Annotated in this window: 21 protein-coding genes; 14 read left to right on the top strand and 7 right to left on the bottom strand. The window is 61.4% G+C overall.

Features of this window, described 5'->3' with window-relative positions; genetic code table 11:
* Positions 1–188: 188 nt before the first annotated feature.
* Together J5M66_RS00625 and J5M66_RS00620 are read right to left on the bottom strand one after the other, a co-directional pair.
* Positions 189–1,076 (bottom strand): 3-keto-5-aminohexanoate cleavage protein, encoded by an 888-nt coding sequence (locus tag J5M66_RS00625; protein WP_160769298.1) that lies wholly within the window; start codon positions 1,074–1,076, stop codon positions 189–191.
* 105 nt (positions 1,077–1,181) lie between these two features.
* Positions 1,182–2,126, bottom strand: coding sequence for a choline ABC transporter substrate-binding protein (locus tag J5M66_RS00620; protein ID WP_016772813.1), 945 nt, complete (start codon positions 2,124–2,126; stop codon positions 1,182–1,184).
* A gap of 191 nt (positions 2,127–2,317) precedes the next feature.
* On the opposite strand from J5M66_RS00620, the gene J5M66_RS00615 reads away from it, so the two are divergent.
* Positions 2,318–3,262: a GlxA family transcriptional regulator gene (locus tag J5M66_RS00615; protein ID WP_207807497.1), complete on the top strand. Its 945-nt coding sequence runs from the start codon at positions 2,318–2,320 to the stop codon at positions 3,260–3,262.
* A gap of 143 nt (positions 3,263–3,405) precedes the next feature.
* Here J5M66_RS00615 and J5M66_RS00610 read toward each other — a convergent pair whose 3' ends face one another.
* Together J5M66_RS00610 and J5M66_RS00605 are read right to left on the bottom strand one after the other, a co-directional pair.
* Positions 3,406–3,822: a DUF3010 family protein gene (locus tag J5M66_RS00610; RefSeq protein WP_207807496.1), complete on the bottom strand. Its 417-nt coding sequence runs from the start codon at positions 3,820–3,822 to the stop codon at positions 3,406–3,408.
* Between the two features lie 47 nt (positions 3,823–3,869).
* Positions 3,870–4,271, bottom strand: a complete 402-nt coding sequence (locus tag J5M66_RS00605; protein WP_024014598.1) for a lysozyme inhibitor LprI family protein — start codon at positions 4,269–4,271, stop codon at positions 3,870–3,872.
* A gap of 231 nt (positions 4,272–4,502) precedes the next feature.
* Between J5M66_RS00605 and J5M66_RS00600 the strand changes: the two genes are divergently transcribed.
* The 6 genes from J5M66_RS00600 to J5M66_RS00575 all read left to right on the top strand — a co-directional run bounded on the left by J5M66_RS00600 (position 4,503) and on the right by J5M66_RS00575 (position 12,228).
* Positions 4,503–5,480, top strand: a complete 978-nt coding sequence (locus tag J5M66_RS00600) for a dipeptidase (RefSeq protein ID WP_016772817.1) — start codon at positions 4,503–4,505, stop codon at positions 5,478–5,480.
* 78 nt (positions 5,481–5,558) lie between these two features.
* Positions 5,559–6,089 (top strand): 4-vinyl reductase, encoded by a 531-nt coding sequence (locus J5M66_RS00595; protein ID WP_039757633.1) that lies wholly within the window; start codon positions 5,559–5,561, stop codon positions 6,087–6,089.
* A gap of 15 nt (positions 6,090–6,104) precedes the next feature.
* A complete protein-coding gene (gene dgcA / locus J5M66_RS00590) occupies positions 6,105–8,165 on the top strand; it encodes a dimethylglycine demethylation protein DgcA (protein ID WP_024014595.1) in 2,061 nt (686 codons plus the stop codon).
* Positions 8,166–8,278: 113 nt separating this feature from the next.
* Positions 8,279–10,228 carry a (Fe-S)-binding protein gene (gene dgcB / locus J5M66_RS00585; RefSeq protein ID WP_207807495.1) on the top strand — a complete coding sequence of 650 codons (1,950 nt, stop codon included), beginning with the start codon at positions 8,279–8,281 and terminating at the stop codon, positions 10,226–10,228.
* A complete protein-coding gene (locus J5M66_RS00580) occupies positions 10,228–11,448 on the top strand; it encodes an electron transfer flavoprotein subunit alpha/FixB family protein (protein ID WP_122612402.1) in 1,221 nt (406 codons plus the stop codon). Before dgcB ends, J5M66_RS00580 begins: the two co-directional genes overlap by 1 nt.
* Positions 11,449–11,457: 9 nt before the next feature.
* Positions 11,458–12,228: an electron transfer flavoprotein subunit beta gene (locus tag J5M66_RS00575; RefSeq protein ID WP_207807494.1), complete on the top strand. Its 771-nt coding sequence runs from the start codon at positions 11,458–11,460 to the stop codon at positions 12,226–12,228.
* 875 nt (positions 12,229–13,103) lie between these two features.
* Here J5M66_RS00575 and gbcA read toward each other — a convergent pair.
* Positions 13,104–14,399: a glycine-betaine demethylase subunit GbcA gene (gbcA, locus tag J5M66_RS00570; RefSeq protein ID WP_016772823.1), complete on the bottom strand. Its 1,296-nt coding sequence runs from the start codon at positions 14,397–14,399 to the stop codon at positions 13,104–13,106.
* Positions 14,400–14,695: 296 nt separating this feature from the next.
* On the opposite strand from gbcA, the gene gbcB reads away from it, so the two are divergent.
* Positions 14,696–15,796, top strand: a complete 1,101-nt coding sequence (gene gbcB, locus J5M66_RS00565; protein WP_016772824.1) for a glycine-betaine demethylase subunit GbcB — start codon at positions 14,696–14,698, stop codon at positions 15,794–15,796.
* 63 nt (positions 15,797–15,859) lie between these two features.
* On the opposite strand, the gene J5M66_RS00560 is transcribed toward gbcB, so the two are convergent.
* Complete coding sequence (locus J5M66_RS00560) at positions 15,860–16,393, bottom strand: transposase (protein ID WP_207807493.1); 534 nt, start codon at positions 16,391–16,393, stop codon at positions 15,860–15,862.
* A gap of 471 nt (positions 16,394–16,864) precedes the next feature.
* Complete coding sequence (locus tag J5M66_RS00555; RefSeq protein ID WP_016772826.1) at positions 16,865–17,905, bottom strand: low specificity L-threonine aldolase; 1,041 nt, start codon at positions 17,903–17,905, stop codon at positions 16,865–16,867.
* Between the two features lie 126 nt (positions 17,906–18,031).
* Between J5M66_RS00555 and J5M66_RS00550 the strand changes: the two genes are divergently transcribed.
* The 6 genes from J5M66_RS00550 (at position 18,032) to soxG (ending at position 25,645) form a co-directional block, all read left to right on the top strand.
* On the top strand, positions 18,032–18,742 hold the full coding sequence (locus J5M66_RS00550) for a TraX family protein (RefSeq protein ID WP_123443803.1): 711 nt from the start codon (positions 18,032–18,034) through the stop codon (positions 18,740–18,742).
* Between the two features lie 257 nt (positions 18,743–18,999).
* Positions 19,000–20,253 (top strand): serine hydroxymethyltransferase, encoded by a 1,254-nt coding sequence (glyA, locus tag J5M66_RS00545; RefSeq protein ID WP_123443804.1) that lies wholly within the window; start codon positions 19,000–19,002, stop codon positions 20,251–20,253.
* A gap of 21 nt (positions 20,254–20,274) precedes the next feature.
* Complete coding sequence (locus tag J5M66_RS00540) at positions 20,275–21,525, top strand: sarcosine oxidase subunit beta (RefSeq protein ID WP_016772829.1); 1,251 nt, start codon at positions 20,275–20,277, stop codon at positions 21,523–21,525.
* 14 nt (positions 21,526–21,539) lie between these two features.
* On the top strand, positions 21,540–21,869 hold the full coding sequence (locus tag J5M66_RS00535; RefSeq protein ID WP_016772830.1) for a sarcosine oxidase subunit delta: 330 nt from the start codon (positions 21,540–21,542) through the stop codon (positions 21,867–21,869).
* Positions 21,866–24,883 (top strand): sarcosine oxidase subunit alpha, encoded by a 3,018-nt coding sequence (locus J5M66_RS00530; protein ID WP_207807492.1) that lies wholly within the window; start codon positions 21,866–21,868, stop codon positions 24,881–24,883. The genes J5M66_RS00535 and J5M66_RS00530 overlap by 4 nt, the downstream gene beginning before the upstream one ends.
* Positions 24,884–25,012: 129 nt before the next feature.
* Positions 25,013–25,645 (top strand): sarcosine oxidase subunit gamma family protein, encoded by a 633-nt coding sequence (soxG, locus tag J5M66_RS00525; protein ID WP_207807491.1) that lies wholly within the window; start codon positions 25,013–25,015, stop codon positions 25,643–25,645.
* Positions 25,646–25,749 lie beyond the last annotated feature (104 nt).

Raw genomic sequence — 25,749 nt, 5'->3', positions numbered from 1 at the left:
GATCCCTGTGGAAACTCTGTTCTCGTGGCGAGGGGATTTATCCCCGATCGGCTGCGAAGCAGTCGTAAAACCAGTGCTCTCGGTCTATCTGATGCCCCGGGTTGTCAGGTTTTGGGGCGGCTTCGCCACCCATCGGGGATAAATCCCCTCACCACAAAATTCATGTTCACAGGGAGAAAGGGTGAGGTTCAGCCGCGCTGGGTCAGGCCCATCTTTTTGCGACCTTCGGCCGGCGTCAGCACGCGAGCACCGAGGCGGCTGAGGATCTCGCTGGCGCGCTCGACCAGTTGGCCGTTGGTCGCCAGCACGCCTTTGTCCAGCCACAGGTTGTCCTCCAGCCCGACCCGCACGTTGCCGCCGAGCAGCACCGCTTGCGCCGCCATCGGCATCTGCATGCGGCCGATGCCGAAACCGGCCCACACCGCTTCGGCGGGCAGGTTGTCGACCATGGCCTTCATCGTGGTGGTGTCGGCCGGCGCGCCCCACGGGATGCCCAGGCACAGCTGGAACAGCGGGTTGTCGAGCAAGCCCTCCTTGATCATCTGCTTGGCGAACCACAGATGCCCGGTGTCGAAAATCTCCAGTTCGGCCTTCACCCCCAGTTCGGTGATGCGCTTGGCGCCGGCGCGCAGTTGCGCCGGGGTGGAGACGTAAATGGTGTCGCCGTCGCCGAAGTTCAGCGTGCCGCAATCGAGGGTGCAGATTTCCGGCAGCAGTTCTTCAACATGGGCGAGACGGGTCAGCGGGCCGACCAGATCGGTGTTCGGGCCGAACTCCATCGGCTTCTCGCCAGGGCCGATTTCCAGGTCGCCGCCCATCCCGGCGGTGAGGTTGACGATGATGTCGACGTCCGCCTCGCGGATGCGCTCCATCACTTCGCGGTACAGCGCCACGTCACGGCTGAACTTGCCGGTCTGCGGATCGCGCACATGGCAGTGCACCACAGTGGCGCCAGCCTTGGCCGCTTCCACCGCGGCAGCAGCAATCTGTTTCGGGGTGACCGGCACGTGTGGACTTTTGGCGGTCGTGTCGCCAGCACCGGTGAGTGCGCAGGTGATGATGACGTCGTGGTTCATGGTGCGTTTCCTTCAGGCGTGATGGGTCTGTCCGCAGCCCGCTACCGGGCTGCGAAGCGTGGTTCAGTGGCCTCTCCCATCTGGGAGAGGGGGGGTCAATAAAGGTTATTTGCTGGTCAGCTGGAGGTTTTCAGCAGCCGGTTTGCCATCGAAAGTCGTCACACCTTCAAGCCAGCGCTGCTTGTCTTCGGGGTGATCCTTGAGCCACTGCTTCGCCGACTCGAAGGCATCCTTGTGATCGAGCAGCGGCTGCATCATCCGGCTCTCGGATTCAGCGGTGAACGTCAGGTTGGTCAGCAGGCGGCCGATGTTCGGACATTGCTCGGCGTACTTCGGTGACGTGACCGTCCACACCGTGGCCATGCCTTCGTTCGGGCCGAGGGCGTCTTCGCTGCCGGTCAGGTAGGTCATCTGAATGTTGACGTTCATCGGGTGCGGCGCCCAGCCGAAGAACACCACGGCTTCCTTGCGCCGCACGGCGCGGTCGACGGCGGCGAGCATGCCGGCCTCGCTCGATTCGACCAGCTGGAATTTGCCCAGACCAAACTGGTTCTTGGCGATCATCGCTTTGATCTGCGTGTTGGCGCCCGAGCCTGGCTCGATGCCGTAGATCTTGCCGCCCAATTCCTTCTCGAATTTGGCGATGTCAGCGAAGGTTTTCAGGCCCTTGTCAGCCAGATAGGTCGGCACGGCGAGGGTGGCGCGGGCGTCTTTCAGGCTCGGTGCTTCGAGCACTTTGACCTGATTGGCCTCGACGAATGGCGTGATGGTCTGGGTCATCAGCGGGTTCCAGTAGCCGAGGAACAGGTCCAGGCGCTGATCGCGAATCCCGGCAAAGATGATCTGCTGCGAGGCGCTGGTCTGTTTGGTGCTGTAGCCGAGGCCGTCGAGCAGGACCTGGGTCATGGCACTGGTGGCGATCACATCGGTCCAGTTGACCACGCCCATGCGTACGTTCTTGCAGGAGGCCGGTTCGGCCGCCATCACGCCGGTGCTGAAGAAAGCGGTGCCGCTGAGTGCAAGAACGCAGCTGCTGATCAGTCGTTTCATGTCGGGTTCCTCGGCAGTTCGATTATTGTGGTTCCCGGCATCTGCGCGCCGGTGAGGCCAAGTTACGCAGCTATGCACCCGTGAAAGCGCACTGCGGCGACTGGCATTTGCACTGTAGCGACCTGCACGCTTGAACGCCGCCGATAATCGGCGTATCAACGAGCCACGCGACCCGCCAACCGAGTGCGCCCATGTCCCAGGATTTCTACTTTTTGCTGATGCCGGGGTTCTCCGCCATCGGCTTTATTTCCGCGATCGAACCGTTGCGCGTGGCCAACCGCTTTCGCGGCGAGTTGTACCGCTGGCATGTGCTCAGCGCCGATGGCGGCGCGGTACTGGCGAGCAACGGCATGTCGGTCAACGCCGATGCGGCACTGGAGCCGCTGAAGAAAGGCGCGACCTTGCTGGTGGTGGCCGGCTTCGAACCGCTGAAGTTCATCACGCCGATGCTGGAACACTGGTTGCGCAGGCTGGACAACGAAGGCGTAACCCTCGGCGCCATCGACACCGGCAGCTTCGTCCTCGCCGAAGCGGGCCTGCTCGATGGCCATCGCCTGACCCTGCACTGGGAGGCGATCGATGCGTTCAAGGAGTCTTATCCACAGCTCAGCGTGACCCAGGAACTGTTTGAGATCGACCGCCGGCGGATCACCTCGGCGGGAGGTACGGCCTCGATTGATCTGATGCTCGACCTGATCGCCCAGGCCCACGGCCCGCAACTGGCGATTCAGGTCAGCGAGCAGTTTGTGCTCGGGCGCATCCGCCCGCGCAAGGATCACCAGCGCATGGAAGTCGCCACGCGTTACGGCATCAGCAACAAGAAACTGGTGCAGGTGATCGGCGAAATGGAACAGCACAGCGAACCGCCACTGACCACGCTGCAACTGGCGGAGTCGATCAAGGTGACCCGGCGGCAACTGGAGAGGTTGTTCCGGCTGCACCTGAACGATACGCCGAGCAACTTCTATCTGCGGTTGAGGCTGGAAAAGGCCCGGCAACTGTTGCGCCAGACTGACATGAGCGTGCTCGAAGTCAGCATTGCCTGCGGTTTTGAATCACCGTCGTATTTCACCCGCAGCTATCGCGCACGTTTCGCCCGCTGCCCCCGCGAAGACCGGCGTACCGCGCAGGCCTGAATGGTTTCAGCGACACCCTAGAACCCTGTGGGAGCGGGCTTGCCCGCGATGAGGCCAGCACATCCAACATTGTTATTGCCGGACACACCGCCATCGCGGGCAAGCCCGCTCCCACAGGTTCCAAGGTGATTTCGGGAATCGGGTTATTTCTTCACCAACGCCGAACACGCCGCCTTGTAAGCCTCATGCTGATATTTGTTCAACGTCCCCGGCAGCTCGAAATTGTGCTTCTTGGCCTGGGCATTGATCGTCTGCGGCGACAGCAGCGTCACCTCACAGCCATCAAGCAACTGAAACACGCCCTCGATCTTGAACGTCGTCGGCCCACCGGCAAACTCGCCCTTTTTGCTGCGCTTTTTGATCGCGATCCGGTCCACCGAGTTTTCCCGCACAAACAACGCCACCTGCGCCGCAAACCGCCGCACGTTCGCCGCCTCGTCATCGTCATCCAGAGCAATCTTCTTCGTGGCGAGAGGGACGTGGCTCAACGTCGAACCATCGAGCGCCGCCACGGCGATGATCGCTTCGCTGCCTTTGATTTCAATGCCGCAGATGTTCATGGGAATCCTTAGACTGGCTTAAGAGGTTCAGCTTACAGCTCAAACACTTACTCCTGCCCGATCGACTCCAAAAACTCCGACCGTTCATCACTCATCCGCGCGACACAATCATTCTGCGCAATGGTAAACGCCTTGCTCCCCGCCGTGGCCGGGAACGCTTCCACCGCGCAATCCGCATCCCGCGTCTTCAACCACTGCTGCTGGGCGGTTTTCAGTTTGGCGGTGATGTCGGCCAGTTGCGTCGGGTTCTTGCCGTAGGCGGCCTGCATGCGTTCGTTGAGGCTGGCGTAGTTGTCCTTGAGCAGGTCTTCGGCGGTGCTGCGGCTGTAGGCGGAGCATTCCAGGGTCTGGATGTCGTTTTCCACCGCGTCGCACGGGTTGTTCTCGGATTCTTCGGCGGCGTGGGCGCCGGTCGCAATCAGTGCCAGGGCGAGGAAGATCGATTTCATTGGGGTCGCTCTAATCCGTTGGTAGGTGCAGGCTGCGGCAGATTCTGGCGCAAGCGCGCGGGCTTGAACAGCCAGCCGAGGAGGGCGGCCGACGACCCTTTGTCGCGGATTGACGCTTTCGGCAATTCCCCTGTCGTTTTTGCACCCGGTCGCCCCGGCACCGAGGCATATGCTGGCCCCAAAGCGCCGGCAGACGATTCGGCGCATGAATCGCCAATAAGGGGACGCCTGATGAGCCCAGCCGAATTACACGCCGACAGCATCGTTATCGACGGTCTGATCATTGCCAAATGGAACCGCGAGCTGTTCGAAGACATGCGCAAGGGCGGTCTGACGGCGGCCAACTGCACTGTGTCGGTGTGGGAAGGCTTTCAGGCGACCGTGAACAACATTGCTGCCAGCCAGAAACTGATCCGCGAGAACAGCGACCTGGTGATGCCGGTGCGCACCACCGCCGACATCCGTCGGGCCAAGGAGCAGGGCAAGACCGGTATCCTCTTCGGCTTCCAGAATGCCCACGCTTTCGAAGACCAGATCGGCTATGTCGAGGTGTTCAAGCAGCTCGGCGTTGGCATCGTGCAGATGTGCTACAACACCCAGAATCTGGTCGGCACCGGTTGCTACGAGCGTGACGGCGGCCTGTCGGGTTTTGGTCGCGAGATTGTCGCCGAGATGAACCGCGTCGGCGTCATGTGCGACCTGTCCCACGTCGGTTCCAAGACCTCCGAAGAAGTCATTCTCGAATCGAAAAAACCGGTCTGCTACTCGCACTGCCTGCCGTCGGGTCTCAAAGAGCACCCGCGCAACAAATCCGATGCCGAGCTGAAGTTCATTGCCGACCACGGCGGTTTTGTCGGCGTGACCATGTTCGCGCCGTTCCTCGCCAAGGGCATCGATTCGACCATCGACGATTACGCCGAAGCGATCGAATACACCATGAACATCGTTGGCGAAGACGCCATCGGTATCGGCACCGATTTCACTCAGGGTCACGGCCAGGACTTCTTCGAATACCTGACCCACGACAAGGGCTACGCCCGCCGCCTGACCAGCTTCGGCAAGATCATCAACCCGCTGGGCATCCGCACCGTCGGCGAATTCCCCAACCTCACCGAAACCCTGCTCAAGCGCGGCCATTCCGAGCGCGTGGTGCGCAAGATCATGGGCGAGAACTGGGTAAGCGTCCTGAAAGACGTCTGGGGCGAATAAGCCGCCGCACTTCTGAATCCTTTCTCCCGGCCACCCGCGCCGGGGGCAACACACAAAATTTTCTGGAGTTAAGTTTCCATGGCCAAGATCGCCCCGCAATTGCCAATCGAAGTCGACAGCGAGACCGGTGTCTGGACCTCCGACGCCCTGCCAATGCTGTATGTGCCGCGTCACTTTTTCGTCAACAACCACATGGGCATCGAGGAAGTGCTCGGCGCTGAAGCCTATGCCGAGATCCTCTACAAGGCCGGCTACAAATCCGCCTGGCACTGGTGTGAAAAGGAAGCCGAATGCCACGGCCTGGAGGGCGTCGCGGTGTTCGAGCACTACATGAAGCGCCTGTCGCAGCGCGGCTGGGGCCTGTTCAAGATCCAGGACATCGACCTCGACAAAGGCACCGCCAGCGTCAAGCTCGAGCACTCCGCATTCGTCTATGTCTACGGCAAGGTCGGGCGCAAGGTCGATTACATGTTCACCGGCTGGTTCGCCGGCGCCATGGACCAGATTCTCGAAGCCCGTGGCAGCAAGATCCGTACTGTCGCCGAACAAGTCTACGGAGGCTCCGAAGAGGGCCACGATGACGGCTTGTTCATCGTCAAGCCGTTGTAAGCCGAGGACCGTGCCATGGCTTTCGAAGCAATGTTCCAGCCGATCCAGATCGGCAAACTGACCATCCGCAACCGCGTGCTCAGCACCGCGCACGCCGAGGTCTACGCGACTGACGGTGGCATGACCACCGACCGCTACGTCAAATACTACGAAGAGAAAGCCAAGGGCGGTATCGGCCTGGCCATCTGCGGCGGTTCGTCCGTCGTGGCGATCGACAGCCCGCAGGAATGGTGGAGCTCGGTCAATCTGTCCACCGACCGGATCATTCCGCACTTCCAGAATCTGGCCGACGCCATGCACAAGCATGGCGCCAAGATTATGATCCAGATTACCCACATGGGTCGTCGCTCGCGCTGGGACGGTTTCAACTGGCCGACCTTGATGTCGCCGTCGGGCATCCGTGAACCGGTGCACCGCGCCACTTGCAAAACCATCGAGCCGGAAGAGATCTGGCGAGTGATCGGCAACTACGCCCAGGCTGCGCGCCGGGCCAAGGCTGGTGGCCTCGATGGCGTCGAACTGTCGGCCGTGCACCAGCACATGATCGACCAGTTCTGGAGCCCGCGCGTCAACAAGCGTACCGATGAATGGGGCGGCACCTTTGAAGGCCGAATGAAGTTCGGCCTGGAAGTTCTGAAAGCCGTGCGCGCCGAGGTCGGTGACGACTTCTGCGTGGGCATGCGCCTGTGCGGTGACGAGTTCCACCCGGACGGCTTGTCCCACGAGGACATGAAGCAGATCGCCAAGTATTACGACGACACCGGCATGCTCGATTTCATCGGCGTGGTCGGCTCGGGTTGCGATACCCACAACACCCTGGCCAACGTTATTCCGAACATGAGTTATCCACCGGAGCCGTTCCTGCACCTGGCTGCCGGGATCAAGGAAGTGGTCAAGGTGCCGGTGCTGCACGCGCAGAACATCAAGGACCCGAACCAGGCCACGCGCATCCTTGAGGGCGGTTACGTCGACATGGTCGGCATGACCCGCGCGCACATCGCTGACCCGCACCTGATCGCCAAGATCAAGATGGGCCAGATCGACCAGATCAAGCAGTGCGTCGGCGCCAACTATTGCATCGACCGTCAGTATCAGGGTCTGGACGTGCTGTGCATCCAGAACGCCGCGACCTCCCGTGAGTACATGGGCGTGCCGCACATCATCGAGAAATCCACCGGGCCGAAACGCAAGGTGGTGATCGTTGGTGCCGGCCCGGCCGGGATGGAAGCCGCACGCGTGGCTGCCGAGCGTGGCCACGATGTCACGCTGTTCGAGAAAAAAGACTTCATCGGCGGGCAGATCACCACCGCATCGAAAGCACCGCAGCGTGACCAGATCGCCGGCATCACCCGCTGGTTCCAGCTGGAACTGGCGCGGCTGAAAGTCGATCTGCGCCTGGGCACGGCGGCGGATGCCGACACCATCATGGACCTGCGTCCGGATGTCGTGGTGCTGGCGGTCGGCGGTCATCCGTACCTTGAGCAGAACGAGCACTGGGGCGCCGCCGAAGGGCTGGTGGTCAGCAGCTGGGACGTGCTCGACGGCAAGGTTGCGCCGGGCAAGAACGTGCTGGTCTACGACACCATTTGCGAGTTCACCGGCATGTCGGTCGCCGACTTCCTCGCCGACAAGGGCAGCCAGGTCGAGATCGTCACCGACGACATCAAACCGGGCGTGGCCATCGGCGGCACATCGTTCCCGACCTACTACCGCAGCATGTACCCGAAAGAAGTGATCATGACCGGCGACATGATGCTGGAGAAGGTCTACCGCGAAGGCGACAAGCTGATCGCGGTGCTGGAGAACGAATACACCGGCGCGAAAGAGGAACGGGTGGTCGATCAGGTGGTCGTCGAAAACGGCGTGCGCCCGGACGAGGAAATCTACTACGCGCTCAAGGACGGCTCGCGCAACAAGGGCCAGATCGACGTCGAAGCGCTGTTCGCGATCCAGCCGCAACCTTCGCTGAGCGAAGCGGGCGACGGCTACTTGCTGTTCCGCATCGGCGACTGCGTGGCGCAGCGTAATACCCATGCCGCCATTTACGACGCACTTCGGCTCTGTAAGGATTTTTGACGGCTCAGCTGCAAGCCACAAGCTGCAAGCTGCAAGTAAAAGCACAGCCGATCCATGCTGCTCTTTCTTGCCGCTTGTAGCTTGCAGCTTGCCGCTCGCCAGAGGTGACTCTGATGTTGAACACCCTTCTTCCAATCCTGTTGTTCGCAGCCTTGGGCCTTGCGGTCCTCGGCGCGTTGCGGCGGATGAACATGTGGCGCCGGGGGCGGGCGGCGAAGGTCGATCTGCTCGGCGGTCTGCTGGCCATGCCCAAGCGCTACATGGTCGACCTGCACCACGTCGTCGCGCGGGACAAATACATTGCCAACACCCACGTCGCCACGGCGGGCGGTGCGGTGGCGTCGATTGTGCTGGCCATTCTGGTGCACGGTTTCGGCCTGCATAACCGCATCCTCGGCTACGCCTTGCTGCTGATGTCGGCGGTGATGTTTGTCGGCGCGATCTTCATGTATCTGCGCCGGGTCAATCCGCCTGCGCGTCTGTCGAAAGGCCCGTGGATGCGCCTGCCGAAAAGCCTGCTGGCCTTCTCCGCGTCGTTTTTCCTGGTGACCCTTCCGGTCGCCGGGATCCTGCCGGAAAACTTCGGCGGCTGGCTGCTCGCCGCCATTCTCGGTGTTGGCGTGCTGTGGGGCGTGTCGGAGCTGTTCTTCGGCATGACCTGGGGCGGGCCGATGAAGCACGCCTTTGCCGGTGCGCTGCACCTGGCCTGGCACCGTCGCCCGGAACGTTTCGGCGGCGGGCGCTCGACCGGTTTGAAACCGTTGGACCTGAACAATCCCGATGCGCCGCTGGGCGTGGAAAAACCCAAGGATTTCACCTGGAACCAGTTGCTCGGTTTCGACGCCTGCGTGCAGTGCGGCAAGTGCGAAGCAGCGTGCCCGGCCTTCGCCGCCGGCCAGCCGCTGAACCCGAAAAAACTGATTCAGGACATGGTCGTTGGCCTCGCCGGCGGCACCGACGCGAAGTTCGCCGGCAGCCCGTATCCAGGCAAACCGATCGGCGAGCATGGCGGCAGTCCGCATCAACCGATCGTCAACGGTCTGGTCGACGCCGAAACCCTGTGGTCGTGCACCACCTGCCGTGCCTGCGTCGAGGAGTGCCCGATGATGATCGAGCACGTCGATGCGATCGTCGACATGCGCCGGCATCTGACCCTGGAAAAAGGTGCGACGCCGAACAAGGGTGCCGAAGTCCTCGAAAACCTGATCGCCACCGATAACCCCGGCGGTTTCGCCCCGGGCGGGCGGATGAACTGGGCGGCGGATCTGAACCTCAATCTGCTCAGTGAGAAGAAATCCACCGACGTGCTGTTCTGGGTCGGCGACGGCGCCTTCGACATGCGCAACCAGCGCACCCTGCGCGCGTTCGTCAAAGTGCTGAAAGCGGCAAACATCGACTTCGCCGTACTCGGCCTTGAAGAACGTGACAGCGGCGATGTGGCGCGGCGTCTCGGCGACGAAGCGACGTTCCAGTTGCTGGCCAAGCGCAACATCCAGACGTTGGCCAAATACAGCTTCAACCGCATCGTCACCTGCGATCCGCACAGTTTCCATGTGCTGAAAAACGAGTACGGCGCCTTCGATGGCAACTACCTGGTGCAGCACCACAGCACCTACATGGCCGAGATCATTCAGGCCGGCGCGCTCAACCTCGGTCAGCACAAAGGCAGCAGCGTGACCTATCACGATCCGTGCTACCTGGGCCGCTACAACGGCGAGTACGAAGCGCCGCGCGAAGTGCTGCGCGCCCTCGGCATTGAAGTCAAAGAGATGCAACGGTCCGGCTTCCGCTCGCGCTGCTGCGGTGGTGGTGGCGGCGCGCCGATCACTGACATTCCGGGCAAGCAGCGCATCCCCGACATGCGCATGGAAGACATCCGCGAAACCGGCGCCGAACTGGTGGCGGTGGGTTGTCCACAGTGCACGGCGATGCTCGAAGGCGTGGTCGAACCGCGTCCGCTGATCAAGGACATCGCCGAACTGGTGGCCGACGCGCTGCTCGAAGACGCCGCGCCAAGCAAGCCTGCCACCCCGGCCAAACGTGAACCTGCGGAGGTGCACTGATGAGCGACATTATCCGCCGCGACCCGCGCGCCGAATGGATTGCCCGTAACCGTTTGCACCCGCTGCACGCGGCGATGCAACCGGCGCAACACAGCTGGATGGGGCCCAATGGCGTCATTCGCAAGAATCTGCACGGCATGGGTTTTATCGGCCCTAACGGCATCAAACGCATTGACCGCAGCGGCGCGCAGCAGGGTGGGACGGTCAAACGCTCGGCTGCTGTTGAAGTGCAGTTGCCGCTGCATCAGGTACCGGCTCCTGCGTTCTACATCAGCGTGGTGCCGGATATGGTCGGCGGTCGCCTGAGCAGCCACGACCGCGATCTGCTCGGCCTCGCTCACCAACTGGCCGGCAGCGATGGTGCGGTGCTTGCTGTAGTGTTCGGCGAGCACAAGGAAAGCGCTTTCGAAACTGCTGGCGTCGATCGCCTGCTGGTGCTTGAAGGCGAGGAATTCAGCGGTTATGCACCGGAACAGCGGGTGCAGGGCTTGCGCGCTGTGGATAACCAATTCAATCCGCGTCACTGGTTGCTGCCGGACAGTCGCAGCGGTGGCGGCGAACTCGGCCGGCGCTTTGCTGCAGCCTTGGGCGAGCGCCCGGCCACGCGGGTCTGGCAGGTCAAGGATCAGGAATGCATCGGCCGCGCCGGGGCCGGATTGCAAGACCTGGCGCGTCCAGTGGCGCGGTTGATTCTCGCCGCTGCCGAATGCGCAGAACCGGTCAGCGAAACTCGTCACGAAGCGTTGCCAGTGGAGTTATCCACAAGCGTTGCGCGCAGCTTGTCGCGCATCGAAGATCTCGGCGCAGTGGCGGTAGATCCGGCGGCGATTCCGATGGCCGAAGCCGAGTTCATCTTCTCCGGCGGTAACGGCGTCAAGGACTGGCAGTTGTTCCACGAAACCGCCGCAGCCCTCGGCGCCACCGAAGGCGCTTCGCGGGTTGCGGTGGACGATGGCTTCATGGCGCGGGATCGTCAGGTCGGCGCGTCCGGCACCTGGGTCACCGCGCGGGTCTATGTCGCTGTCGGTATCTCCGGCGCGATCCAGCACCTGCAAGGCATTGGCGCCTGCGACAAGGTGGTGGCGATCAACCTCGATCCGGGTTGCGACATGATCAAGCGTGCCGACCTCTCGGTGATCGGCGAAAGCGCAGAGATTCTGCAAGCGTTGATCGAAGCGGTCGCGGCTTACCGCAACGAAGCCAAGCGCGATGCGGCTTAAGGAAACCCTATGAACACGAACGTTATCAGTCTGGTTTCAATCGGCGCTCACCCGACTTCGGGTCGGCCACGGCGCGCCGATCAGGATGCGCGCGCGGTGGAACTGGGCCTGCAACTGGCTGGGGATAACCTGCAAGTGCTGCACGCCGGTGATGTTGCCGAACCGGCCCTGCGTGCCTATCTGGGCATGGGCCTGGAACAGCTGCATGTGCTGGAACAACCCGCTGGCGCCGATGCCTTGCCGGCGCTGACCGCGTACTTGCGCGATGCCGGTGCGCAGGTGGTGCTGACCGGTAGCCAGGCGGAAACCGGCGAAGGTTCAGGAATGTTGCCGTTCCTCCTGGCGGAAGGTCTGGGCTGGCCGCTGGTGGTCGGGCTGGCGCAGGTCGAATCGATCAATGATGGTTCAGCGCTGGTCCTGCAAGCGTTGCCGCGCGGCCAGCGACGCTGCTTGAAGGTCAAACTGCCGTTTCTGGCCACTGTGGATAACGCCGCACCGAAGCCTCGGCAGAGCGCGTATGGCCCGGCCCGACGGGGCGAACTGGCCGCCGATGACGTTGAAGTGGTGGAGGACCAATTGTTGGCCGTCGCCACGCTGCAACCGGCCAAGCCACGGCCCAAGCGCTTGAAGGTGATCAAGGCCAAGAGCGGTGCTGATCGGATGAAGGCCGCGACGGCCAAGGCCAGTGGCGGCGGGGGGCAGGTGCTCAAAGGCGTTACTGCGCAGGCTGGGGCGGAGGCGATTCTGAAGCTGCTGATTGAAGAGGGCGTTGTCCGCTAGTCACCCTCTTCCTAGCATGGAATAACCACTGTGGGAGCGAGCCTGCTCGCGAAGGCAGACTGTCAGTCGACACATGCATCGACTGACCCGACGCGTTCGCGAGCAGGCTCGCTCCCACAGTGGTATTCATTCACAGCCAATCTTTACTGTTTACCCACAAACCCTGTTGGCGAAGCTGTGGATAACGTGTTCGCCCTTGCTCGCACCCCACGCCATTCAAGCCTTCCAGCCTTAAGATCAAAAAACGATCAGCGTAACTCTCGGATTTCTCAGGCTTTTCCTTCGGTATAAATCGACAAGTTGCCCCCAATGTCTGTTGGCGCTTCTGTGGATAAGATGTTCGCTCTCAGCTGTAGGCCATATGGATCAGGGGTTACAGGTGTTTGATCAATTATTGATCAAATGTAACTCCCGGGCGCCGAGAGCTGTTAAGGCGAACGGGTTTTCCCCAGTCATAGGTGTTTTCCACAGAAGATGGAAAGTTGTCCCCGATCTCTGTTGGCTCTTCTGTGGATAACGTGTTCGCTACCCGCTGGAGGCCTTTGAAACCGTGGTCTGCATAGTGTTGATCAAAAAACGATCAATCGTTTTGAGAAACTGTGATTCAGCATAAGTCACGGTTTTTCTTTGCAAATCAGGAAGATATTTTTTGACTCATCCACAGTTACCCCCATTTGCTGTGGGCGGGTATGTGGATAACTTGTTTGCGGAAGGCTGGAGGGCTTGATGGGTATGGGGGCGGGGGTGATTGGTCGGAAATTGACCAACTGAAAGATGTAGCGTGGGTCAGGACGCCTTCGCGAGCAGGCTCGCTCCCACAGGGGAATGCATTCCACCTGTAGGAGCCGCCGCAGGCTGCGATCTTTTGCTCCTGATCAGCCCTGAACCGGTACACCTTTGAGGTAAGGCGCAGGCTCGGCCCCGAGGTTGTTCAACATCCGCTCGCTGTACCAGTCCACGAAGTTGACCACGCCGAATTCATAGGTCTTCGAGTAAGGCCCCGGCTGGTAAGCGGTGGAGTTGATCCCGCGCTGGTTTTCCTCAGCCAGACGGCGGTCCTGATCGTTGGTCGCGTCCCACACCTGGCGCATGCGCTCGACGTCGTAATCGACACCTTCCACCGCATCCTTGTGCACCAGCCACTTGGTGGTGACCATGGTTTCCTGAGCGCTGATCGGCCACACGGTGAAGACGATGATGTGATCGCCCATGCAGTGGTTCCACGAATGCGGCAGGTGCAGGATGCGCATCGAGCCCAGGTCCGGGTTCTTGATCCGGCCCATCAGTTTCGCGCAGCCTTGCTTGCCGTCGAGGGTCATCGACACGGTGCCCTTGAGCAGCGGCATGCGCACGATACGGTTGCGCAAGCCGAAACTGGCGTGAGCGTAAGGGATCTTTTCCGCTTCCCAGGCAGCGGCGGAGGCGGCGACGTGATCCTTGAACGCCTGATCGGCGCGCGGGTCGGTGACGTCGTCCCATTCCAGCAGGGTTTTCAACAGTTCCGGGTGCGACGCGTTGCAGTGGTAGCACTCGCGGTTGTTTTCCAGCACCAGTTTCCAGTTGGCCTTTTCCATCAAGGTGGTGGTGATCGCCACCTTGGTGTTCTCCATGTCGTACGGTTCCATGTAATGGTTGAGCGTCGACAGGAAGTCATCGATGGCCGGCGGGTTTTCCGCCAGGCTGATGAAGATGTAACCGCCAGCGGTTTTCACATTCACCGGTTTCAGGCCGTACTGCTTCATGTCGAAGTCGGCGCCCATCTCGGTGCCGGCGAACAGCAGGCGCCCGTCCAGTTCGTAGGTCCACTGGTGGTAATGGCAGACCAGTTTGGCGACCTTGCCTTTTTCACTGGTGCACAGGCGCGAGCCACGGTGGCGGCAGACGTTGTGGAACGCATGCACCACGCCCTCTGCGCCGCGAATGACGATGATCGGGTTCTTGCCGACCTGCAGGGTCAGGTAGTTGCCCTTGGCCGGGATCTCGCAGGTCATGCCGGCGATCAACCATTCCTTCTGGAAGATCTCCTGCATATCGATATCGAACAGGCGCTCGTCGCTGTAGAACGGCTGTGGCAGCGAAAAAGTGCGCTCGCGCTCCTGGAGCATTTGTGCGGTGGCCTTGCGTGCGGGTTCCAGCGGATCGCCCAGGCTGATTTTTGCGGTGACGTCCATCGATGTAATCCTCATGGCCCTCTGCGTGGCCGGCGAAAGTGGCTGATCAGGTGTGCTGCAAAACGGTTGCTACGCAAGGTGTAAAGAAGTCGTCTTGTGTTGGGGCGAGTGTGGGGCCGGCGCTGGGGGGAACCTTATCCATGCGCGACATGGCGCAATCTGTTCCCGACGCGCAAGCCCCGGTGTTCAAGGGCTGGTCGCGATAAGTATGTCAATGTCGCGGATAGGTAAACGCGCGGTCTGCGCTATACGCAGAATCGCCGACAAGAGGCCGACAGTCGGCCGTGGAGAACAGCATGTCCAACAGCTTCCTGAATCCGGTCACCACCCAGACCTGGGCCAATGGCCGACACATTGTCCGTTGCGTCAAAGTCATCCAGGAAACCTGGGATGTGCGCACCTTCTGCTTTATGGCCGACCAGCCGATCCTGTTCTTCTTCAAGCCGGGGCAGTTCGTCACGCTGGAGCTGGAAATCGAAGGCCAGCCGATCATGCGCTCCTACACCATCTCCAGCTCGCCGTCGGTGCCGTACAGCTTCTCGGTCACGATCAAGCGCGTGCCGGGTGGCAAGGTCTCCAACTGGTTGCATGACACTTTGCATGAGGGGCAAGAACTGGCGGTGCACGGCCCGGTCGGGCTGTTCAACGCGATCGACTTCCCGAGCCCGAAGGTTCTGTATTTGAGCGGCGGCGTCGGCATCACCCCGTGCATGTCGATGGCGCGCTGGTTCTACGACACCAACGCCAACGTCGACATGACGTTCGTGCACAGCGCGCGGTCGCCGAAAGACATCATTTACCACCGCGAACTCGAGCACATGGCTTCGCGGATCGATAACTTCAGCCTGCACCTGATCTGCGAAAAGCACGGCCTCGGTGAGCCATGGGCCGGTTATCGCGGTTACCTGAACCACAAGATGCTCGAACTTATGGTTCCGGACTTCCTCGAACGCGAAGTGTTCTGCTGCGGCCCGACGCCATACATGACTGCGGTCAAACGCCTGCTGGAAGCGGCCGGCTACGACATGTCGCGCTACCACGAAGAATCCTTCGGCGCCACGCCACCCGAGGCCCGCGCCGACGCGGTGGAACAGGCCGAACAAGCCGCCGATGCGCCGGAAATCGACGCCGCGGATCTGCATCAGGTGGAATTCACCGCCTCCGGCAAAAGCATTCGCGTCGGCCCGGGCGAAACCGTCCACGCAGCCGCCGCCAAACTCGGCCTGATGATCCCGAAAGCCTGCGGCATGGGTATCTGCGGAACGTGCAAGGTGATGAAACTGGGCGGCGAAGTGGAGATGGAGCACAACGGCGGGATTACCGAGGATGACGAGGCTGAAGGGTTTATCTTGTCGTGCTGCAGCGTGCCGAAGGGGGATGTGCGGATTGAGTTCTGAGGCTTTTATGATCGTTCCCACGCTCCGCGTGGGAATGCCGCCCGGGACGCTCCGCGTCCCATTTCAATACCAGCGCTGAACCTCGATCATACCCTCGATTCCCGCGTAGTCCCTGGCACTCGAATAACGCCAATGCTCCGGTAAATCCACATATCCGCGTTTCACCGGGTTGTTGTGGATGTATTCAAGTTTCTGGCGCATCACAGATTCGCTGTAGACCATTTCCGCGTGCGTGCCTTCTTGCCACAGTTGATACACCCGGTCCTGCTTATGCGCGCGTTTGCTGAAGCGCAGGCGCTGCAAGGCTTTGTCGGCGCCTTTTGTTTGCAAGTCATTGATGATTTGTCGCGCGGTGAAGGACTTGAACTGGCTGAGGCATTTGCTCAGATCGGGTGCTTGGGCGACGAAGTGCAGGTGGTTTTCCAGAATCACGTAGCCGTATAGCTTCAAGTCATGATGAGCCTGTTGATATCGCCAGCAGTTGAGCAGGTGCTCAACGATGTACGGGCGAATGAATAACGGCAACCACTCCATTACGGTGCAGGTCAGGAAATGCGGTTTGTCGGCTTCGGTAATCGTATAGCGGCTGCGGCCCATGGGATTCGATCCTTGAATCTTGCGGTGCGAATGAGATGGAACGCGGAGCGTCCCGAGATGCATTACCACGCAGAGCGTGGGAACGATCAGGGTGAGGCCGGAGTAGGGAACGTGCTAGAAGAGACGTCTGCAACTACAGTGGGAAAAGTCATTCCCGACCGAAGATCGTTCCCACGCTCTGCGTGGGAATGCAGCCACTGACGCTCCGCGTCATTGCGGTTTTCAGCCTGTCGCCAAGGGTGAAGCTGGAACGCGGAGCGTCCCTGGAGGCGTTACCACGCGGAGCGTGGGAACGATCAGGGTGGGGCAGATGTGGAGATAAAGATCGTTCCCACGCTCTGCGTGGGAATGCAGCCACTGACGCTCTGCGTCATTGCGGTCTTGACCGTGTCGATAATGGTGAGGCTGGAACGCGGAGCGTCCCGGGAGGCATTCCTTTGCTGCGCGTGGGAACGATCAATGCGGTGGGAATCAGGCCGACATGACCTCGCGAATATCGCGCGCCAGTTCGCGCACGCGCTCTTCTTCGGTGTCCCAGGAGCACATGAAACGTGCGCCGCCCTTGCCGATGAAGGTGTAGAAGCGCCAGTTCTTTGCAGTCAACGCAGCGATGGCCGGCTCGGACAGTTGCAGGAACACGCCGTTGGCCTGCACCGGGAACATCAGTTCGACGCCGGGAATGTCGCTGACCAGTTCTGCCAGCAGTTGCGCGCAGTGGTTGGCGTGGCGGGCGTATTTGAGCCAAGCGTCGTTTTCCAGAATGCCGACCCACGGTGCCGACAAAAAGCGCATTTTCGACGCCAGTTGCCCGGCCTGCTTGCAGCGGTAGTCGAAGTCTTCGGCCAGTTTGTGGTTGAAGAACAGGATCGCTTCACCCACCGCCATGCCGTTCTTGGTGCCGCCGAAGCACAGCACATCAACGCCGGCCTTCCAGGTCAGGTCCGCCGGCGAGCAGCCGAGGAATGCGCAGGCGTTGGAGAACCGCGCGCCGTCCATGTGCAGATGCAGGCCCAGCTCCTTGCAGGTTGCGCTGATGGCGCGGACTTCTTCCGGGGTGTAGACGCTGCCGACTTCGGTGGCCTGGGTCAGGGTCACCACGCGCGGTTTCGGGTAGTGGATGTCCTGACGCTTGAGTGCGACTTCGCGGATCGATTGCGGGGTGATCTTGCCGTTTTCAGTGCCGGCGATCAGCAGCTTCGAGCCGTTGGAGAAGAATTCCGGAGCGCCGCATTCGTCGGTTTCGACGTGGGCGGTTTCCGAGCAGATCACGCTGTGGTAACTCTGGCACAGCGAAGACAGGGCCAGCGAGTTGGCGGCGGTGCCGTTGAAGGCGAAGAACACTTCGCAGTCGGTTTCGAACAGTTTGCGGAAATGATCCGCCGCGCGGGCGGTCCATTCATCGTCGCCGTAAGCGCGCTGGTGGCCGTGGTTGGCCTGTTCCATGGCAGCCCAGGCTTCCGGGCAGATACCGGAATAGTTGTCGCTGGCGAATTGTTGGCTCTTGTCGGTCATGGCCGGCTTCCGTAATCGAGACTCTTGTGAAGGCTCGTGGTCAATGAGGATGCGCACTTTACCGAAGATCTTCCGGGGAGCACATGCGATGTCGGGTGGGGAAAATTACCAGTTTATGGGCCGATTATGCACCTGAGCCAACGCGACGGTGCTCTGGATCTGCTCAAGTGGCTGGCGTTGCTGAGCATGTTGCTCGATCACCTGCGATATGTCGGCTTCTCCGCCGATTGGTTGTATGTGCCGGGTCGCCTAGCGTTTCCATGGTTTTGCCTGGCGATGGCGGCGAATCTGGCACGAGACGGTTCGCGCAAAATGGAATGGCGCTATCTGGGCTGGCTGTTGCTCTTCAGCGCCATCAGCGAAGTCCCTTATCGCTTTTATATCCCCGACCCTGACACGTTCAACGTGATGCCGACGCTGGCGCTGGGCTTGCTGGTGGCGCGCGGCTGGCAGGATTCAGCATTGGTGGCGCGATCGCTCGCACTGGCCGCACTGGTGGTTGCGGCGGTTTTTTCAGAACGACTGATGTTCGGTTTCTTCGGCATATTGTTGCCGTTGGCGATGCTGCTGGTGTTCCGCCGACCCTGGTATTTCAGCCTGTTGCCGGGGCTGGTGTGTCTGGCGGCGAACCAATGGCAAGTGCTGCTCGAATCGGCGCGTTTCGGCAACAGCGTGGCGATTCTCGGGCTGGTGACATGTGTGTTTGCGCCGATGCTCGGAATGTTCTTGTTGCGACATGGGCGACATGTCCGGCCTCCACCGATGCGGCGCTGGGCGTATGCGCTGTATCCCGCGCATTTCCTCCTGCTGCTTGCCATCCGCCAAATCATCGCCTGACCCCTGTAGGAGCTGCCGAAGGCTGCGATCCTTTGATCTTCAAAGTCAAAGTCAAAAGATCGCAGCCTTCGGCAGCTCCTACAGGGGGAGTGCATTCTTCGGGTCATTTCCAGCCATGTCGTAAACGCACCTTTGCGTGGCGTCCGCAGGCATTTGAGCTGTCTGTGCCGGTCATACCATCGCATTAAAGGGCACTGCCATCATTGCCAGTGCCTTACCGAGACGAATGGCGCACAGATGCCGCTGGGAGAGACGCGATGTTCAGCAAGCAAGACCAGATCCAGGGTTACGACGATGCACTGCTGGCGGCGATGAATGCCGAGGAGCAACGTCAGGAAGATCACATCGAGCTGATCGCGTCGGAGAACTACACCAGCAAGCGCGTCATGCAGGCGCAAGGCAGCGGCCTGACCAACAAATACGCCGAGGGCTATCCGGGCAAGCGCTACTACGGCGGCTGCGAGCATGTGGATAAAGTCGAAGCGCTGGCCATCGAACGCGCCAAGCAACTGTTCGGTGCCGACTATGCCAACGTCCAGCCGCACTCCGGCTCCTCGGCCAACAGCGCCGTGTACCTGGCGTTGATCCAGCCGGGCGACACCATTCTCGGCATGAGCCTGGCCCACGGCGGTCACCTGACCCACGGCGCGAAAGTGTCGTCCTCGGGCAAGCTCTACAACGCTGTGCAGTACGGCATCAACACCGACACCGGGCTGATCGACTACGACGAAGTCGAGCGTCTGGCCGTCGAGTGCAAACCGAAAATGATCGTTGCCGGTTTCTCTGCTTACTCGAAAACTCTGGACTTCCCGCGCTTCCGTCAGATCGCCGACAAGGTCGGTGCGCTGCTGTTCGTCGACATGGCCCACGTCGCCGGTCTGGTCGCTGCTGGCCTGTATCCGAACCCGCTGCCGTACGCCGATGTGGTCACCACCACTACGCACAAAACCCTGCGCGGTCCGCGTGGTGGGCTGATCCTGGCCAAGTCCAACGAAGAGATTGAGAAGAAGCTCAACGCCGCCGTGTTCCCCGGCGCCCAGGGCGGTCCGCTGATGCACGTCATCGCCGGCAAGGCGGTGTGCTTCAAGGAAGCGCTGGAGCCTGGCTTCAAGGCCTATCAGCAACAAGTGATCGACAACGCCCAGGCGATGGCCAGCGTGTTCATCAAGCGTGGCTACGATGTGATCTCCGGCGGCACCGACAACCATCTGTTCCTGGTCAGCCTGATCCGTCAGGGCCTGACCGGCAAGGACGCCGACGCCGCGCTGGGCCGCGCGCACATCACGGTGAACAAGAACGCCGTGCCGAACGACCCGCAGTCGCCGTTCGTGACCTCGGGCCTGCGCATCGGCACCCCGGCGGTGACCACGCGCGGCTTCAAGGTCAGCCAGTGCGAAACCCTCGCCGGCTGGATCTGCGACATCCTCGACAACCTCGGCGACGCCGATGTCGAGGCCAATGTCGCCCAGCAGGTCTCGGCCCTGTGCGCAGACTTCCCGGTTTATCGCTGAGTCGGTTTTGGAGTAATGACTATGCAACGCTATTCCGGCTTCGGCCTGTTCAAACACTCGCTCAGCCACCACGAAAACTGGCAGCGCATGTGGCGCACGCCCACCCCGAAAAAAGTCTACGACGTGGTCATCGTCGGCGGCGGCGGGCACGGCCTGGCGACGGCCTACTATCTGGCCAAGGAGCACGGCATCACCAATGTCGCCGTGGTCGAGAAAGGCTGGCTCGGCGGCGGTAATACCGCGCGCAACACCACCATCGTGCGTTCCAACTACCTGTGGGACGAGTCGGCGCACCTCTACGAACACGCGATGAAATTGTGGGAAGGCCTGTCGCAGGATCTCAACTACAACGTGATGTTCTCCCAGCGTGGCGTCTACAACCTGTGCCACACCCTGCAGGACATCCGTGATTCCGAGCGTCGGGTCAGTGCCAACCGCCTCAACGGCGTCGACGGCGAATTGCTCGACGCCAAGCAGGTTGCGGACGAGATTCCGTACCTGGACTGCTCGAAAAACACCCGCTACCCGATCATGGGCGCCACCGTGCAGCGTCGCGGCGGCGTCGCCCGTCACGATGCCGTGGCCTGGGGCTTCGCGCGTGCCGCCGATGCCTTGGGCGTGGACTTGATCCAGCAGACCGAAGTGATCGGTTTCCGCAAGGAAAACGGTGTGTGCATCGGCGTCGAAACCAACAAGGGTTTCATCGGCGCCAAGCGCGTCGGCGTGGTCACTGCCGGTAACTCCGGGCACATGGCCAAGCTTGCCGGTTTCCGCCTGCCGATCGAATCCCACCCGCTGCAAGCGCTGGTGTCCGAGCCGATCAAACCGATTATCGACAGCGTGATCATGTCCAACGCCGTACACGGTTACATCAGCCAGTCCGACAAGGGCGACCTGGTGATCGGCGCCGGTATCGACGGCTACAACGGCTACGGCCAGCGTGGTTCGTACCCGGTGATCGAACACACCATCCAGGCCATCGTCGAGATGTTCCCGGTGTTGTCCCGCGTACGTATGAACCGCCAGTGGGGCGGCATCGTCGACACCACTCCGGATGCCTGCCCGATCATTTCCAAGACGCCAGTACCGAACATGTTCTTCAACTGCGGTTGGGGCACCGGTGGCTTCAAGGCCACACCCGGCTCGGGCAACGTGTTTGCCGCGAGTCTGGCCAAGGGTGAAATGCACCCATTGGCTGCACCTTTCTCCATCGACCGTTTCCACAACGGTGCGTTGATCGATGAACACGGCGCTGCTGCGGTTGCCCACTAACAGGAGAAATCCCCATGTTGCATATCTTCTGTCCTCACTGCGGCGAACTGCGCTCTGAAGAGGAATTCCACGCATCCGGTCAGGCGCACATCCCGCGTCCGCTGGATCCGAACGCCTGCACCGATGAAGAGTGGGGCGACTACATGTTCTTTCGCGATAACCCGCGCGGTCTGCACCACGAGTTGTGGGACCACGTTGCCGGTTGCCGCCAGTACTTCAACGTCACTCGCGATACCGTGACCTACGAGATTCTCGAGAGCTACAAGATCGGCGAGAAGCCGCAATTCACCGACAAGGCTGGCACTGCGAAAACAGCCACGACGGCGCTGGGAGAGAAGGTATGAGCCAGACCAATCGCCTGTCCAACGGTGGACGGATCGACCGCAACAAAGTGCTGAGCTTCACCTTCAACGGCCAGACCTACAAAGGCTATGAAGGCGACTCGCTGGCCGCCGCACTGATTGCCAACGGCGTCGATATCATCGGCCGCAGCTTCAAGTATTCGCGCCCTCGCGGCATCTTCGCCGCCGGTTCCGAAGAGCCGAACGCGGTGCTGCAGATCGGTGCCACCGAAGCCACGCAGATTCCCAACGTGCGCGCCACGCAACAGGCGTTGTATCAGGGCCTGGTCGCCACCAGCACCAATGGCTGGCCGAGCGTCAACAACGACATGATGGGGATTCTCGGCAAGGTCGGCGGCAAGCTGATGCCGCCGGGTTTCTACTACAAAACCTTCATGTACCCGCAATCGTTCTGGATGACTTACGAGAAGTACATCCGCAAGGCTGCCGGCCTCGGCCGTTCGCCGACCGAGAACGATCCGGACACCTACGACTACATGAACCAGCACTGCGACGTGCTGATCGTCGGTGCCGGCCCGGCCGGTCTCGCCGCTGCCCTGGCGGCTGCGCGCAGCGGTGCCCGCGTGATTCTGGCCGATGAGCAGGAAGAGTTCGGCGGCAGCCTGCTTGATTCCCGCGAAAGCCTCGACGGCAAACCGGCGATGGAATGGGTCGCCAGCGTCATCGCTGAATTGAAGAACACCCCGGACGTGCTGCTGTTGCCGCGCGCCACGGTCAACGGTTACCACGACCACAACTTCCTGACCATTCACGAACGCCTGACCGATCATCTCGGTGACCGCGCGCCGATCGGTCAGGTGCGTCAGCGCATCCACCGTGTCCGCGCCAAGCGCGTGGTGCTGGCGACCGGTGCCCACGAGCGTCCGCTGGTGTACGGCAACAACGACGTGCCGGGCAACATGCTCGCCGGTGCGGTGTCGACTTACGTGCGTCGTTATGGCGTAGCGCCGGGCAAAAAACTGGTGCTGTCGACCAACAACGATCACGCCTATCGCGTTGCTCTGGATTGGCTCGATGCCAGTCTGCAAGTCGTCGCCATCGCTGACGCCCGCAGCAATCCGCGCGGTGCATTGGTCGAAGAAGCGCGCGCCAAAGGCATTCGCATCCTCACCGGCAGCGCCGTCATCGAGGTGCGTGGCAGCAAGCGAGTGACCGCTGCCCGCGTCGCCGCGATTGACGTAAAGGCCCACGCCGTGACCAGTCCGGGCGAATGGCTCGATTGCGATCTGGTCGCCAGCTCCGGCGGTTACAGCCCGGTGGTTCACCTGGCTTCGCACCTCGGTGGCAAACCGGTCTGGCGTGAAGACATTCTCGGTTTCGTACCGGGCGAAGCACCGCAGAAGCGCGTGTGCGTCGGTGGCGTCAATGGCGTCTACGCGCTCGGCGATTCGCTGGCCGACGGTTTTGAAGGTGGCGTGCGCGCTGCCGCCGAAGCCGGTTTCCAGACTGTCGAAGGCGTGTTGCCGAAAGCCTTGAGCCGTCTCGAAGAGCCGACCCTGGCGCTGTTCCAGGTGCCGCACGAGAAGAACTCGGCGCGAGCACCGAAGCAGTTCGTCGACTTCCAGAACGACGTCACCGCCGGTGGCATCGAACTGGCGACCCGCGAAGGTTTCGAGTCGGTCGAGCACGTCAAACGCTACACCGCGCTGGGCTTCGGCACCGATCAGGGCAAGCTCGGCAACGTCAACGGTCTGGCCATTGCCGCCCGTTCGCTGAACGTGACCATCCCGCAGATGGGCACCACCATGTTCCGCCCGAACTACACGCCGGTGACCTTCGGCGCTGTGGCCGGTCGGCATTGCGGGCACATCTTCGAACCGGTGCGCTACACCGCGCTGCATGCCTGGCACGTGAAGAACGGCGCCGAGTTTGAAGACGTCGGTCAGTGGAAGCGTCCCTGGTACTTCCCGAAAAACGGTGAAGACCTGCACGCGGCGGTCAAGCGCGAATGCAAAGCCGTGCGCGACAGCGTCGGCCTGCTCGATGCTTCGACCCTCGGCAAGATCGACATCCAAGGCCCGGATGCCCGCGAGTTCCTCAACCGCGTGTACACCAACGCCTGGACCAAGCTCGACGTGGGCAAGGCGCGCTACGGTCTGATGTGCAAGGAAGACGGCATGGTCTTCGACGACGGGGTGACCGCGTGTCTGGCCGACAACCATTTCGTCATGACCACCACCACCGGCGGCGCCGCGCGCGTACTGCAGTGGCTGGAGCTGTACCACCAGACCGAATGGCCGGAGCTGAAGGTGTACTTCACGTCGGTTACCGACCACTGGGCGACCATGACCCTGTCCGGGCCGAACAGCCGCAAGCTGCTCAGCGCCGTGACTGACATCGATCTGAGCAACGAAGCGTTCCCGTTCATGACCTGGAAAGAAGGTCTGGTCGGCGATGTGCCGGCGCGGGTGTTCCGTATCTCGTTCACCGGTGAGCTGTCGTACGAAGTCAACGTGCAGGCCGATTATGCGATGGGCGTGCTGGAGAAAATCGTCGAGGCCGGCAAGCAGTACAACCTGACGCCGTACGGCACCGAAACCATGCACGTTTTGCGGGCGGAGAAGGGCTTCATCATCGTCGGCCAGGACACCGACGGCTCGATGACCCCGGACGACCTGAACATGGGCTGGTGTGTCGGTCGCACCAAACCGTTCTCGTGGATCGGCCAGCGCGGCATGAACCGCGAAGATTGCGTGAAAGACCAGCGCAAACAACTGGTGGGCCTCAAGCCGATCGATCCGACCAAATGGCTGCCGGAAGGTGCCCAACTGGTGTTCAACACCAAGCAGGCGATCCCGATGACCATGGTCGGCCACGTCACCTCCAGCTACGCGCACAACTCCCTCGGTTATTCGTTTGCCATGGGTGTGGTCAAGGGCGGTCTCAAGCGCATGGGCGAGCGGGTGTTCGCACCGCTGGCCGATGGCAGCGTGATCGAGGCGGAAATCGTGTCTTCGGTGTTCTTCGATCCGAAGGGTGATCGCCAGAACATCTGACACTGATCGTTCCCACGCTCCGCGTGGGAATGCATCCCGGGACGCTCCGCGTCCCAAGAGCGGACGCAGAGCGTCCATGGCGGCATTCCCACGCAGAGCGTGGGAACGATCAATACAAGAAGGTGCTTTATGACCACAGCCAATGTTTACCAGCAACGCCCGACCACCGGTGCCCGTGCCGAGTCGTCGCTGCACCATGCCGACCTCGCCAGCCTGGTCGGCAAGGGCCGCAAGAACGCCGGCGTGATCGTGCGTGAGAAAAAACTCCTCGGCCACCTGACCATTCGTGGCGATGGCCACGATGCAGCCTTCGCGGCCGGCGTGCACAAAGTGTTGGGCATTGAATTGCCCGGCGCCCTCAGCGTGATCGTCAAAGGCGAAACCAGCCTGCAATGGATGGGCCCGGACGAGTGGCTGCTGATCGTGCCAAGCGGCGAAGAATTCGCCGCCGAGCAGAAACTGCGTGAAGCGCTGGGTGATCTGCACATTGCCATTGTCAACGTCAGCGGCGGCCAGCAGATCCTCGAACTGAGCGGGCCGAACGTGCGTCAGGTGCTGATGAAATCCACCAGCTATGACGTGCACCCGAACAACTTCCCGGTGGGCAAAGCGGTGGGCACGGTGTTCGCCAAATCGCAGCTGATGATTCGTCATACCGCCGAAGACACCTGGGAACTGCTGATCCGGCGCAGTTTCTCGGATTACTGGTGGTTGTGGTTGCAGGATGCTTCGGCCGAGTACGGCCTCAGCGTTCAGGCCTGAAAGATCAAAAGCTACCCCCTCACCCCAGCCCTCTCCCCCAAGGGGGAGAGGGGAAAGGGAGCAGATAGATGATCGTTCCCACGCTCCGCGTGGGAATGCATCCC

This window comes from Pseudomonas sp. 67(2021), from assembly GCF_017491835.1.
Taxonomy (GTDB): domain Bacteria; phylum Pseudomonadota; class Gammaproteobacteria; order Pseudomonadales; family Pseudomonadaceae; genus Aquipseudomonas; species Aquipseudomonas atacamensis.
Note: the sequence above shows the minus strand (reverse complement) of the source record. Positions and strands in the feature narration are given on the sequence as shown.